Raw genomic sequence first — 12,689 nt, 5'->3', positions numbered from 1 at the left:
CACCGGACTGAGCCAGGGGTATACCCCGGCGCACGAACAGGTCCCCCAGTCCCGGCAGGCGGGCCTGGTCACCAGCCGCCCTCCAAGCCGGTGGTCCCACCGGTGGTCTACCTTCCCTCCACCGGGGCAGCAGCGCCTACGGGGCAGAGATCGAGCTGCGCCAGACCCAGGACGGGCGCGTGGCGCTGCTGGCCTACACGGCCCTGGACCGCCTGGTGCGGGGCATGGGTCCCCACCAGCCCTGGGTCCTCTACCCCACTGAGCGGCTGGGGGACCTGGACTCGGTGCAGCCCTACCAGGTGATCTACCTGGACCCCGAGGTGCCGCGCGAGCTGTGGCGCCAGCCCGGCCAGCAGGAGGCAGCACGGTGAGCCGGGACCTGGAGATCGACGTCGACTACGCGGCACGTATCACCTCCACCTTCAGTGACGCGCAGGACACCCTGGAGGAGCAGGCACCGACCATGCCGGAGTCGGTGGACGGTGGGGACGGGGCCGACTTCGTCATGAGCATGCTGGCTAAGCTGGGTGAGGACGCGGGCACCCTGGCCCAGGCCGCCGAGCTGGGCGCCACCCACATGAGGGACGCGGTAGACCTCATCTCCGGCTACGACGAGGAGGTCGCCCAGACGTTCCGGAGCATGGCGGAGGAGATGTCATGACCGAGGCAGCCACAGGAACCGAGACCATCGACACCGAGATCCCCGGAAGCCCCGCCTCCGTGCACTCGGCTGCGGACTGGCTCTACGACCTCAAGGAGGACGTCTACGACGGCTACTGTCACCTGACACACTGCACCACGACCGCCGCGCAGGACCTTGCCGGGAAGACGGCGGAGGCCGTGGAGGACTACTCCCACAACGTCGAGCTAGCGTGCACCGACACCTTCGAGCGGGCACGAAAGGCCGCAGATGTGGTGCGGGCCTTCGCCGACCAGCTGGGCTGGCGCCAGGACGACATGACCGGCCACCGGGGCCGGGCACGCGATGGCGGCCTGACAGTGAGCGGCTACCTTATCCACGCGCCCACCCCTGTAGAGGACCCGGGCAGCCGGCCGAAGGACGCCACCACCAAGCAGGCCGAGCAGTGGCAGGCTGCTCACGACTCCTATGAGGACTACCTGGCCAGGAAGGAGGTCTTTGACGAGCTGCGTGAGGACGTGACCCACACCCGCGACGAGTTGGAGACCTGGATCACCGACAACCTGGTCCTCGCCGAGGCCGAGGTCCTCAGCGACACCGTGCTCAGCGGCGTCCGCAGCACGGTCGGCGACATCGCCGCCAAGGGCACAGAGACCGAGATCAAGAACCACTACGGGGACAAGGCGGCCGCCCTGAGGAACAAGGCGCACAGCAAGGCGCTGATGAAGGGGGCGAACCAGTCCAGGAGCCTGCACTTCAAGAGCCCCCTGTCCCCGACCCAGGCGGAGATCGACCGGGTCATCGACAACTCCCGGCTACTGACGCGCTGGATGAACAAGGCGGGGACCTGCAGCAGACAGGCAACCAGCTCGCCAGACGTGCCAACGTCCTCATCGCGGTCGGCTTCATCGGCACCGAGCTCGCCCAGGGCGGCTCGCCCTCCCAGGTGCTCGTCGCGGCGGGTGCGGGGCAGGGGCCGCAGCGCTCTTCACCGCTAGCACCTCGTTCTTGGCACCGGTAGTTGCTTCCGCTATTGTCGCTACAGGCGTGGGCTATGCCTACGAGCAGGCTGTTCCTCTTCATATTCGTGAGAGGATTGACGAGGGTCTTAAGGATGCCGCTGGCTCTGTTGCTGACGCCGCCAAGGACGCCTGGAACTCGCTGGCCGAGGCCGTGAGCCAGCCTGGCGGGCGCTACAACTAGGGGGCGGCGTGAGTCAGCAGGAGCTGTCGGGGCGTTCCCGGCGTCAGGGAAGGCGGTCGCAGCGGGTCGTGCCCTACGACCAGGCTGACGCGACAGTTGCCAAGGAGATCGGGGAATTAGTCATACTACTGGCCATGCTCATCGTGCTGGTGCTGATCATGCTGTCCATGTGGGCGCTGCCCACGGTCGTCATCCTGACCACCAGCGGGGCAGCCATCATCGTCCAGGCCACGGGCCGGTGGTGGCTGCTGCGCCGACGGCGCTCCTGCCACCAGCGCTGGTACCAGGCACACCGCGCCACCGTCTTCCCCACCCACTGGGGGCTGCTGATGTGGGAGCAGGTCCCACCCGCCTGCATGCTAGTGGGCATCGCCCTGGCCGCAGGCATCCTCCTGCTCACCCCGCAGGGCCCCTACTACAACGGCAACGGCCTCACTCAGACATGGATCGCCGTCCACATCGGCATGGCCTCCTACTACTGGTCCAAGACCCCCATGACCCGACGAGGCAGACCCGCACTGTCCCTCATCCCGAGGGCGTGTGGCTGTGGCCCGGCGGACGCCACGAGACCTGGATCCCCTGGGAACTAGCCCCGAGCTCACCAGCGCCGTCGTGAACAACGAGGCCCTGGTCACCACCAGCACCGGCCTGACCCTGCGCTTCCCCATGTACTGCCTCCCCCTGAGCCACACCCACCTCCACCACGTCCTCCACCACTACTCCACCCACCCCACCACCGCCACGAGCTCGCCACCCCCACGGCCCCCAACGCATCGCCACCCTCACCCAGCCACCCCCGACCAAACCGAGGAAACACCCACCAACCACCAGCAGGACCCGGACAGCCCCGCGCCTACGCCGTAGAGGCTCGTCTCAAAGGCGGCACCTGGCCGGTCCGGTCCTCCCACGGTGCCGCACCCCCGGCAGGAGCGTGCGACCCCGCCACACGGCGACCGGTCACCGCCCGCCCCCGCGGATGACCAGCCACCCACGCCCCAGCGGACGCTCCAGAACCAGCGTGGCATTATCGAACCCGCCCACCCACGGAGCCGTCACATCACTAAGATCCACATCCTCCACACCATCATCACTCGGGTCCGCCGTCGGGTGGCTCTCAATGTACTTATAGCCAACACGATCCGTGACGTAGTCACGGATGGCCTGCTCCTCGGCGGTGAAGGCGATGACATAGCCCCACCCGCCCGGGAAGCCCTCTGCAAAGTTGACAGCGGGCTCCACCGAGACCACCCGCGCCCCTCCGGCAGCGAGTACCCCGGCTCGATGGACAGGATCTCCTCCAGGTGCTCCACATCAGCCGGATAGGGAGCCCCCACCTGCACACCCGCAGCACTAGCCGACGCCGAGGCCTCAGCAGCAGCCCTCTCAGCCCGGGCACCACCCAGGAGCAGGTGCCCCGCAACATAGACCCCCAGGAGCACCACCACGCACACCACCAAGGCAGCAACCGCCGCCACCACCTCACGAACCAGCCCCCTCCCACCACTCACGGCCCGCTCCCTGCTCACCACCGGTCACCGCCCGCCCCTGCGGATGACCAGCCACCCACGCCCCAGCGGACGCTCCAGAACCAAAACAGCACGGCCAAAACGGGTACTCATCGGGTTCGACACGTCCCGCAGGTCCACGTCCTCCACACCGTCCGTGTACTGCGTCACCTCCGGACTCCTCTCAAGAGTACGATCAACGATCCCGGCACGCGTCTCCGCGTAGTCACGGATGGCCTGCTCCTCGGCGGTGAAGGCGATGACATACCCCCACCCGCCCGGGAACCCCTCCTCGAACCGCACCGCAGGCCCCACCGAGACCACCCGCGCCCCCTCAGGCAGCGAGTACCCCGGCTCAATGGACAGGATCTCCTCCAGGTGGTCCACGTCCGCCGGGTAGGGAGCCCCCACCTGCACACCCGCAGCACTAGCCGACGCCGAGGCCTCAGCAGCAGCCCTCCGGAACTCAGCACCCACACGAAGCTGGTAGGCCACCATACACAAGACCGCGCACACCACCAGGCACACCGCCACCACCACATGACGCACCACACCCCGACTCACGACCCGCTCACCACCGGTCACCGCCCGCCCTTGTGGATGACCAGCCACCCACGCCCCAGCGGACGCTCCAGAACCAGACTGCCTCCCCCGGCCAGCCCCTCATCCCAGGGCCGGGAGATACTGCCCAGGTCCAGGTCCGCCAGCTCCACGCGCATCGGCGTCGAGTCCACCACCGGGTAGTCCTCGATATTGGCACCGAAGCGCGCCGTCTCGGCGTCCACGTAGTCACGGATGGCCTGCTCCTCGGCGGTGAAGGCGATGACATACCCCCACCCGCCCGGGAACCCCTCCTCGAACCGCACCGCAGGCCCCACCGAGACCACCCGCGCCCCCTCAGGCAGGCTGTTGCCCTCCCCGATGGACAGGATCTCCTCCAGGTGGTCGGTGTCCGCCGGGTAGGGAGCCCCCACCTGCACACCCGCAGCACTAGCCGACGCCGAGGCCTGCGCGATCATCCTCCCGACCCGAGCGTCCTCACGCACCAGGAACCCCCACCCACACAGGACCACACACACCACCAGGCACACCGCCACCACCACATGACGCACCACACCCCGACTCACGACCCGCTCACCACCGGTCACCGCCCGCCCTTGTGGATGACCAGCCACCCACGCCCCAGCGGACGCTCCAGAACCAGACTGCCTCCCCCGGCCAGCCCCTCATCCCAGGGCCGGGAGATACTGTCCAGGTCCAGGTCCGCCAGCTCCACAGGCCCCGGCGTCCAGTCCACCACCGGGTGGTCCTCGATATCGGCACCGGAGTACACCGTCTCGGCGTCCACGTAGTCACGGATGGCCTGCTCCTCGGCAGTAAAGGCGATGACATACCCCCACCCGCCGGGAACCCCTCCTCGAACCGCACCGCAGGCCCCACCGAGACCACCCGCGCCCCCTCAGGCAGCGAGTACCCCGGCTCAATGGACAGGATCTCCCCCAGGTGGTCGGTGTCCGCCGGGTAGGGAGCCCCCACCTGCACACCCGCAGCACTAGCCGACGCCGAGGCCTCAGCAGCAGCCCTCCGGAACTCAGCACCCACACGAAGCTGGTAGGCCACCATACAGACCGCGCACACCACCAGGCACACCGCCACCACCACATGACGCACCACAGCCCCCCGACTCACGACCCGCTCACCACCGGTCACCGCCCGCCCTTGTGGATGACCAGCCACCCACGCCCCAACGGACGCTCCAGAACCAGACTGCCTCCCCCGGCCAGCCCCGTCCGCCAGGGCCGGGAGATACTGCCCAGGTCCAGGTCCGCCAGCTCCACAGGCCCCGGCGTCCAGTCCACCACCGAGTACTCCTCGATAATGTCACCCGACAGGTCCGTCTCGGCGTCCACGTAGTCACGGATGGCCTGCTCCTCGGCAGTGAAGGCGATGACATACCCCCACCCGCCCGGGAAGCGCTCCTCGAACCGCACCGCAGGCCCCACCGAGACCACCCGCGCCCCTCAGGCAGCGAGTACCCCGGCTCGATGGACAGGATCTCCCCCAGGTGGTCGGTGTCCGCCGGGTAGGGAGCCCCACCTGCACACCCGCAGCACTAGCCGACGCCGAGGCCTGCGCGATCATCCTCCCGACCCGAGCGTCCTCACGCACCAGGAACCCCACCCGCACAGGACCACACACACCACCAGGCACACCGCCACCACCACATGACGCACCACACCCCGACTCACGACCCGCTCACCACCGGTCACCGCCCGCCCTTGTGGATGACCAGCCACCCACGCCCCAGCGGACGCTCCAGAACCAGACTGCCTCCCCCGGCCAGCCCCTCATCCCAGGGCCGGGAGATACTGTCCAGGTCCAGGTCCGCCAGCTGCACGCGCATCGGCGTCGAGTCCACCACCGGGTGGTTCTCGATATTGGCACCGGAGTACACCGTCTCGGCGTCCACGTAGTCACGGATGGCCTGCTCCTCGGCGGTGAAGGCGATGACATACCCCCACCCGCCCGGGAACCCCTCCTCGAACCGCACCGCAGGCCCCACCGAGACCACCCGCGCCCCCTCAGGCAGCGAGTACCCCGGCTCAATGGACAGGATCTCCTCCAGGTGGTCCACGTCCGCCGGGTAGGGAGCCCCCACCTGCACACCCGCAGCACTAGCCGACGCCGAGGCCTGGGCGATCATCCTCCTGGCCCGCGCGTCCTCACGCACCAGGAACCCCCACCCGCACAGGACCACACACACCACCAGACACACCGCCACCACCACATGACGCACCACAGCCCCCCGACTCACGGCCCACTCCCACTCATCACCGACGACTGCCCCACCAGGTCATACTCCTGGGCAATCCCCGCCTGGTGCAGCTCCTGAAGCTGCTCGTCACTGATCCTCATACCGAGGATCTGGGTCGACTTCTGCCCGTCCCAGTTGTAGCGGTCCGCTACGTGGACACGGTAGTCGTAGGAGTAGGTCCACTCCGGGTCGTCCTGCGTAGGCGGGTAGACCGTGACCGTGCCCTCCGTGGCATAGCGGCCCCCGGCCGTGGCGTAGAACCAGTTCTGGTCCTCCCAGGAGTGGATGTAGTACCCCTCCCACTCGGTGGTGAAGGGGTAGGTCACCGGCCCGTCCACCCCGCTAGCCCGGGCGTCCTCCACCGCCTCACCCACCGTCCTCGTAACCACCTTCTCCGCCTCCGCGCCCAGGCTCGTCGTGTCCTCCAGCATCTTGTCCACGTTGACGTGCTTGGGTGCCCCGCTGTTGTTCAGGTAGTGCAGGAGGTTCATAGCCGCGTCCGGCCACGTCGTCGACAACGCCACCGCCGCGCTCTTGGCCGCCTCATGGACCAAGACGTCCATGGGATTCGGCCACCGCTGCCCGTGCTCCCCCGAGCCTTCCAACTCAGAGTCCCCGGGGTAGACCCAGGGGTCCACACCAGGCATCTCCGCCTCCTCACCAGGAACCGGCTCACCCAGCCCGGTACCCACCGTGGGGCCGCCCTGGTCCTCCTGACCGCCGCGACCACCGCGACCACCAGAGGCGTGAGCAGCCCCGGAGGCCGCCGCCTGCCCTCCGGCCAAAGCACTGGCGTAGTCCTCATCCACCTCGGTGGCCAGGGCCAGAGCCGAGGCCACCATCGCCTCCAGCTCAAGCGCCTCAGCCTGGGCCCGGGCCGCCTCCACCACGGCACCACCCAGCCCCACGGCCACCGCCTGCCCAGAAGCCGCAGCCCCCGCAGCCAGGCCGCCAGAACCACCAGCCGTAGCAGCAGACACCAGCGACACCGACACCGACCCGTCACCACCCAGCGCCAGGTAGGGCCGCGCCTCAGCAAAGTCCTGGCAGTCCAGTACCCTGCGCCGCACCTCCACCACGCCCTCACACGCCTCAGCCGTGGCACGCGCCAGCGCTCCCACCTCCTCTACCAGCTCGTCGTGGCACGCCCCGCACCGGTGCAGCGCCGCACGCGCCGCCTCCACGCCGGCACCCAGTGAGACCACCCGCGAGCCCGCCACCTGCGCCTCATCCGCCAGGCCCCTCAACGACACCTCCAGGCTCCTCAGCCCGTCACCGGCCTCCGCCAGAGGGTCAGGCCGCCACGCACAGACGTCACTCCACGCCACCATGTCACATCAGTCCCCTGGAACGCGCCCACTGGCCCACCGAAGCAGCCGAGGCTCCCACTGACTCCGCGCCCTGCGCCACGGACTCGTCGTTGGCCTGGTGAGCGGACACCAGGGCCCGGGCGCCCTCACCCACGGCCCCGTAGCGGCCTCCCACCACCCGGCCCTGGCTCTCCAGGCGGCTCACCGCGCTCCCGGCTCTTCCTGAGCTCAGCGAACCGGGCATGGCTGCACCCACCGGCTCCAGGGGAGCGGACACGTCCAGGGCAGCGATCCTGCCACGCACACCGTCCAGAGACGCGGCCAGCGTCTCCAGATCGCCTGCGACAATATGAATATCCGCTCCTGCCACCACAGGCCTCCACAGCATCGAGAACGTTGGGAACGTTGAGAACACGGACACGAGAAGCAGTCCGCCAGGAGCCCCCGGCGGTCACACGCAGATAACCCTACGTTAAATACGCAGCCTCGACCCTTCTTCGTCACAGCTGTGATTAGGATCACTAAGAGTACCTCTGCGTAACCGGCCCCGCCCTCACAGCCTCGGGGCGCTGCCGCCCCCACCACCCAGGGCGGACCTGCTCCCGGAAGCGTTCCCGGACCGGATGCGGGAGCCCACCAGGCCCAGCGCCAGCACCACAGCCCCGGCTGTCCCCGCCCTGCGGGCCAGGCTCGCCCTGCGGGCCGGACCGGGGTCGCTCACCGGCGGAGTCGCCCAGGCCTGCGCCGGGGTCGCAGCCTGCCTGGCGCCACGCGGGTTGTCCGGCCCCAGGGCCGTGCCGTCGTTGACAAAGTCCAGCGCGGCATAGGGCGCGATCACACCCCACCCCACGGTCGGAGAGGCCTGCTCCGGGATAGCGCGCAAGGCGGTCACCGTCAGCCGGTACCCCCACTCGGCGGGGTCCTCCTGCGGGTAGGCAGCCACCACGAGCGCTGCGACCCCTGCGGCGTAGCCGGTGGCGAGGGAGGCGGACGGGGCGTTGCGGGCAACCAGGCAGTCACCCTGGCCCAGGAAGGTCGTCAGCACGGACTGCGCGGGCACCGCCAGGTCAAGGTGGGAGCCGTGGACCACGGCGTCAGATACTGCGGCGTCGGCGTCCAGCGCCGTCACCCCCAGCGCCTCCTCATAGGCTGCGGGGTACCGCGGCTCCTCCGTCGTGTCAGTGTCCTGGTCACCATCCCCAGCCCCCGGGGAGGCTCCCCCGGTCCCCGCAGGGGTGGACGTCGCGGAAGAGCCCTGCGCACCGCCCTGGCCGCTGTCCGGCTCACCCTGCTCAGCCTGGCCCCCGCTGGCTACGACCAGCGCCCCTTCCTGCGCGGCGTAGGCGACGGCCTCGGCCAGCTCGGGGGCGTCGTCCTCCAGCGCCTGAGGCACCACGACAACCTGGGCGCCGTTGTCAGCCGCCCACCTGATGCCCTGGGCCGTCCTCCAGGCCTGCGGCCCCCGGCCCTCCTCCACAACCGCCTCCGAGGTGCCGGAGAAGACCCGGACAGGCATGATGAGCGACTCCCGGGCGACACCCACCAGCCCGGAGTCCTCCACCGGCCTGGAGGCGATCAGGCCGGCGACAGCAGTCCCCTGGCCGTCCTCGTCCACCGTCCCGTCCCCTCCACTCATCAGGTCCGCCCCCGGGACGACAGCACCCTCCAGGTGCGGGTTGGAGGCGTCCACGCCGGAGCTGACGACCGCTACCACCACGTCCGTGCCCCGGGAGACCTCCCAGGCCGCCTCCACGCCGACCTGGGAGAAGACGGCCGGGGCGTCCTCAATAAGGGGGACCGGCGTCTCCTCGTCCTGGGCCTCCTCGTCCAGAGCCCCCTCCTCCGCGAGCTCGCCGCAGCCGGAAAGCTCCTGGTTCACCGCAGGCGGTGCGGTCTGCACCGGCGCGGGCGCCACAGGGGCCGGCTCCTCCTGCGGCTCGACCTCATCAGTCTCCTGCGTCGGCTCGTCCGTCGGCTCAGCCTCGTCAGGCTCCTGTGTCGGCTCAGGCTCAGGGGAGGGAGTCTCCTCCGCCTGCGAGTCGGTGGCCTCCTCCTGGGGCGAGGGCTCCTCCTGAGCCTGCTGGGTCTCCTCCTGTGCGGGGTCGTCGGGCTCAACAGGGGCCGCAGCCGTCGGCCCTGCTGCGGCCAGCGCAGCCAGCCAGACCCCGACAGCAGCGACAACCAGCAGCCGCCACGGCAGGTGGAGCAGACCACACCGACGGACCGCCCACGAGCCCCTGCTTTCCGCATCCGGCCTGTGCCCCTCCGGAGTCCTGCCCCTCACTGCTGGGCCACCCCCTCCCACACGGCCTGCGAGGACAGCTCCGGGCCGGTGGGGAACAGCGCCAGCCAGGGGGAGGGGACGGAGGCGACGTCCTCCTCCGAGTAGCCCAGTCGCTGTAGCGTGTCCACCGGGTCCCCTCCCAGCGCCCAGGCGCGGCCAGCGTCAGTGACCAGGAAGACCGTCCCGGCCGAGCCGCCGGAGGTTGCGCGGACCAGGGCGCCCGTCCCGCCCTCGACGCTAACGCCCCCGTCACCGAGCTGGTCGGCAGTACCCAGGCCCGTCGTGAACCCGCCGGAGCCGTCAACCTGCAGGACCGCGCACACGCTCTGCCCCTCACCGACGCCCGCCCCCAGGACCGGGGGCCAGTCCCTGGGCGAGCCCGCCTCCGCCGTGGCCACCTGGGCCAGGTCAGCGGCGCTGACCTCACGAGCCTGCACCTCCGGGTTGCCCAGCTCGTACATGTCTACCTCCACCTCGGTGAGCCGGGCCAGGGTCCCGTCATCTTGGACCAGGTAGAAGCGCGGCTCCCCGGAGGTGTCCGTGACCGACAGCAGCATGCCGGAGACAGCGTCCTCCACCGTGCTGGCCAGGGCGTCTGCGGGTGTCCCGGCCTCGGGCAGCGTGAACGGCTCGATCACGGAGCCCTGGTCAAAGAGGTTGAGCCAGGTGGCGTCCACCTCCACCACCGGCTCCGAGTCCAGCCCCAGCGCGAGCAGGACCGCCCCGCTGACCTCAGCCGGGACCTCATGGCTCCTCCCTTCCGCGACCAGGTAGATGGTCCCCTCCACCGACACCAGCGCGTGGTCGGCGGCAGCCTGTCCCTGCGGTGAGGTGCCCAGGAAGGCGGAGGTCGCGGTCGAGGTGGTGGAGCAGGCTGACCACCCCTGGGAGACCAGGGAGTCGGAGCCGGGCAGCTCCTCGGGGGCGTCCTCAAGCCCCACCCGGCTCCCCCGCTCGATACCGTCAAGGGTGTCCGCGCTGACCGAGACCTCCTGGAAGGATCCCGACTCAGCCAGCAGACGCGCGCTGGCGAGGTTGGTGATCGGGCGCAGCCTGCCGTCGATGGTGACGTAGCGGGTCCCCTCGTCCCTGACGACGACCAGCGTGCTGTCCTCCCACCCGTCCGGCAGGCTGGAGGTGAACCGGCCCACCACGAAGGCCACCAGGAGGATGACCAGTGTGACGGCGACACCGCCGACAAGCGGCCGCACTGTGCCACTCGGCTCCACCTCCCGTCCACCCGGGGTCCCGGCGACGAACGCCATGACCAGTCGCTGCCGGTTGAAGCGCTGCGCATTGAGGATGTCCCTGTTGGAGGCCATCACAGCACCCCACCGACGACGGCAGCCAGGGGCGGGATCGTCATGAGCACGAGGACCTCGACCGCGTCGGCGGCCCGCGCCAGGCGTGGCCGGTAGGACGGCCCCAGGACATTGAGGAGGAGCACCGCCACCCCGACGGCACCGACCGCTCCCACCGCAGGCATGAGCAGGTCCGTGCGAGAGGTGACCGTCACGACCAGGGCGACCACCAGCACGGCCATCCCGCCCACGACACCGGCAAGGACATCACTGCGGGAGCGGACCGCCCGCGTGGAGAGCATGAAGGCGGCAGCCACGGCCGCCACCAGGGCAGCCCCCTCCCATCCCGTCTCCATCAGTACGGGCACACATGTCAGGACGGTGATCGAGCAGGAGACCCGCACGGACAGGACCAGGCCGGTCATGTCCATGACCCGGGCGACCAGGCTAGGCGACACCTCGTCCTGCGGACCACGTAGCGGCGGCCTGCCAGCCTGGTCCGGCAGGCTGACCGTGACCGGAACCGAGGCCAGGGCCAGCCAGGGCGCAATCAGGGAGATGACAGCTGCACACGCCGTGACTACCGCCAGCACGTGATGCAGCGGATAGCCCAGCCCCTGGGTCCCCAGGCCAGTGCCCACCAAGGCAACGCACACCAGGGCTGGCCCGGCCAGCACCGGTCTGCTGCCTCGCAGCGTGGGCGCGCACAGGGCGACGGCCGCAGCAGCGGCAGCGCCGGCCGCCTCCAGCCTCAGGCCCGTCGCCGACCCCTCCAGCGCGGTGTGACCAGCCACGCCCGCCAGGGCGCCAGCCGTCATGACCACTGCCCAGGTGCCCGCGATCCGCAGCTGGTCAAGCGCGTAGGCAGCCAGGACCAGCAGACCCGTGACGACGACGGCACTCAGGGGCACCAGCGGGTCCCCAGGCCCCTGGCGCAGGAGAAGAACCCCCACCACGAGGAACAGCAGGCAGGAGGCCGCCAGGGACATCGCTACGGAGTCGCGCGGCTCCCAGGCGGTCTGCTGCTCCTCCACGGCAGTAGCTACCGCCTCGACAAGGTCGTCGTAACGCGGCGCCGCCCTGGTATCTCGCAGTGCCAGGGTCAGGACCGCCCCCGGTCGCACCCGCTGGTCGCCCAGTGAGCGGGAGCTGTCCAGCACGGTGCCGTCCTGCGTCACCAGGTGCAGGCCGTAGGAGGAGGCCTGGTGGTCAAGCGCACTGAGACGCTGTGCCAGGGCGGGGAGGAGCTCAACCAGCGGGACCGTGGAGGACAGGGCAAGGTCCGTCGGGATACTGGCGTGCCAGACGGTCACCGGCACAAGGGAGGGCTCACGCACAGAGGTGCTCGGGGGAGTCACGGCGATCTCCTGGAACGGGGACAGCGACCCACGACGTCGTCGCAGATGCCACGGAACAGCCTCCATCGTAAGTCACGGGACAGACACGGCACCTCGGTCTCACAGGTCCGCATCGCCTGACGGCACCTCCGCCACCGGCTGGCTTGGGGCAGGAACGGCTCTCTCACGACCCGGACCCGGCCACCACGATCCGAGCCCGCGACCCACCCAGCGAAAAAGCGGCATGGATCACTTTACGAACCGGGTGTGACGACTTCGTGACATGCACTAGTG

General features: G+C 69.9%; 17 protein-coding genes. 6 read left to right on the top strand and 11 right to left on the bottom strand.

The window, feature by feature from the left end:
* The first annotated feature begins 179 nt into the window (after window positions 1–179).
* From D5R93_RS00770 to D5R93_RS12985, 6 genes are read left to right on the top strand one after another with little or no spacing between them, the layout of a single operon-like run.
* On the top strand, window positions 180–371 hold the full coding sequence (locus D5R93_RS00770; protein ID WP_243106855.1) for an SAV_915 family protein: 192 nt from the start codon (window positions 180–182) through the stop codon (window positions 369–371).
* Window positions 368–661 carry a hypothetical protein gene (locus D5R93_RS00765; protein ID WP_120203195.1) on the top strand — a complete coding sequence of 98 codons (294 nt, stop codon included), beginning with the start codon at window positions 368–370 and terminating at the stop codon, window positions 659–661. Before D5R93_RS00770 ends, D5R93_RS00765 begins: the two co-directional genes overlap by 4 nt.
* Window positions 658–1,638, top strand: a complete 981-nt coding sequence (locus tag D5R93_RS00760) for a hypothetical protein (protein ID WP_120203194.1) — start codon at window positions 658–660, stop codon at window positions 1,636–1,638. Before D5R93_RS00765 ends, D5R93_RS00760 begins: the two co-directional genes overlap by 4 nt.
* 10 nt (window positions 1,639–1,648) lie before the next feature.
* The gene (locus D5R93_RS12990) at window positions 1,649–1,843 is read left to right on the top strand and encodes a hypothetical protein (protein ID WP_162933744.1); all 195 of its coding nucleotides are present in this window, start codon (window positions 1,649–1,651) and stop codon (window positions 1,841–1,843) included.
* 8 nt (window positions 1,844–1,851) lie between these two features.
* The gene (locus D5R93_RS00755; RefSeq protein WP_162933743.1) at window positions 1,852–2,433 is read left to right on the top strand and encodes a hypothetical protein; all 582 of its coding nucleotides are present in this window, start codon (window positions 1,852–1,854) and stop codon (window positions 2,431–2,433) included.
* Complete coding sequence (locus D5R93_RS12985) at window positions 2,390–2,707, top strand: hypothetical protein (protein ID WP_162933725.1); 318 nt, start codon at window positions 2,390–2,392, stop codon at window positions 2,705–2,707. The genes D5R93_RS00755 and D5R93_RS12985 overlap by 44 nt, the downstream gene beginning before the upstream one ends.
* Before the next feature lie 93 nt (window positions 2,708–2,800).
* On the opposite strand, the gene D5R93_RS00750 is transcribed toward D5R93_RS12985, so the two are convergent.
* The 11 genes from D5R93_RS00750 to D5R93_RS00700 all read right to left on the bottom strand — a co-directional run bounded on the left by D5R93_RS00750 (window position 2,801) and on the right by D5R93_RS00700 (window position 12,416).
* The gene (locus D5R93_RS00750) at window positions 2,801–3,091 is read right to left on the bottom strand and encodes a hypothetical protein (RefSeq protein WP_243106854.1); all 291 of its coding nucleotides are present in this window, start codon (window positions 3,089–3,091) and stop codon (window positions 2,801–2,803) included.
* A gap of 284 nt (window positions 3,092–3,375) precedes the next feature.
* Entirely contained in the window at window positions 3,376–3,912 is a 537-nt protein-coding gene (locus D5R93_RS00745; RefSeq protein ID WP_162933742.1) for a hypothetical protein, read from the bottom strand.
* Window positions 3,913–3,929: 17 nt separating this feature from the next.
* Window positions 3,930–4,475 (bottom strand): hypothetical protein, encoded by a 546-nt coding sequence (locus D5R93_RS00740; RefSeq protein ID WP_243106853.1) that lies wholly within the window; start codon window positions 4,473–4,475, stop codon window positions 3,930–3,932.
* Between the two features lie 17 nt (window positions 4,476–4,492).
* A complete protein-coding gene (locus D5R93_RS00735; RefSeq protein ID WP_120203185.1) occupies window positions 4,493–4,696 on the bottom strand; it encodes a hypothetical protein in 204 nt (67 codons plus the stop codon).
* A gap of 358 nt (window positions 4,697–5,054) precedes the next feature.
* Window positions 5,055–5,360, bottom strand: a complete 306-nt coding sequence (locus D5R93_RS00730) for a hypothetical protein (RefSeq protein ID WP_243106852.1) — start codon at window positions 5,358–5,360, stop codon at window positions 5,055–5,057.
* A 254-nt stretch (window positions 5,361–5,614) separates the two neighbouring features.
* Window positions 5,615–6,163 carry a hypothetical protein gene (locus D5R93_RS00725; protein ID WP_147392899.1) on the bottom strand — a complete coding sequence of 183 codons (549 nt, stop codon included), beginning with the start codon at window positions 6,161–6,163 and terminating at the stop codon, window positions 5,615–5,617.
* A complete protein-coding gene (locus tag D5R93_RS00720) occupies window positions 6,160–7,494 on the bottom strand; it encodes a hypothetical protein (RefSeq protein ID WP_120203183.1) in 1,335 nt (444 codons plus the stop codon). The genes D5R93_RS00725 and D5R93_RS00720 overlap by 4 nt, the downstream gene beginning before the upstream one ends.
* A 1-nt stretch (window position 7,495) precedes the next feature.
* Window positions 7,496–7,843, bottom strand: a complete 348-nt coding sequence (locus tag D5R93_RS00715; RefSeq protein WP_162933741.1) for a hypothetical protein — start codon at window positions 7,841–7,843, stop codon at window positions 7,496–7,498.
* 183 nt (window positions 7,844–8,026) lie between these two features.
* Window positions 8,027–9,757 (bottom strand): S8 family serine peptidase, encoded by a 1,731-nt coding sequence (locus D5R93_RS00710; RefSeq protein ID WP_120203178.1) that lies wholly within the window; start codon window positions 9,755–9,757, stop codon window positions 8,027–8,029.
* Window positions 9,754–11,079 (bottom strand): type VII secretion protein EccB, encoded by a 1,326-nt coding sequence (gene eccB / locus D5R93_RS00705; protein ID WP_119836787.1) that lies wholly within the window; start codon window positions 11,077–11,079, stop codon window positions 9,754–9,756. Before eccB ends, D5R93_RS00710 begins: the two co-directional genes overlap by 4 nt.
* Window positions 11,079–12,416 (bottom strand): EsaB/YukD family protein, encoded by a 1,338-nt coding sequence (locus D5R93_RS00700; RefSeq protein WP_243106851.1) that lies wholly within the window; start codon window positions 12,414–12,416, stop codon window positions 11,079–11,081. The genes eccB and D5R93_RS00700 overlap by 1 nt, the downstream gene beginning before the upstream one ends.
* Between the last annotated feature and the right edge of the window lie 273 nt (window positions 12,417–12,689).

It is taken from the genome of Actinomyces lilanjuaniae (genome assembly GCF_003606385.1).
Classification (GTDB): Bacteria; Actinomycetota; Actinomycetes; order Actinomycetales; family Actinomycetaceae; genus Actinomyces; species Actinomyces lilanjuaniae.
The sequence above is the reverse complement of the archived record's forward strand: the minus strand, read 5'-3'. Positions and strand labels throughout refer to the sequence as shown.

What these genes read in the sequence shown, in the direction of transcription:
- D5R93_RS00760 (WP_120203194.1), top strand. Translation starts at nt 658, where the DNA reads ATGACCGAGGCAGCCACAGGAACCGAGACCATCGACACCGAGATCCCC.
- D5R93_RS00720 (WP_120203183.1), bottom strand. Translation starts at nt 7,494, where the DNA reads ATGGTGGCGTGGAGTGACGTCTGTGCGTGGCGGCCTGACCCTCTGGCG.
- eccB (WP_119836787.1), bottom strand. Translation starts at nt 11,079, where the DNA reads ATGGCCTCCAACAGGGACATCCTCAATGCGCAGCGCTTCAACCGGCAG.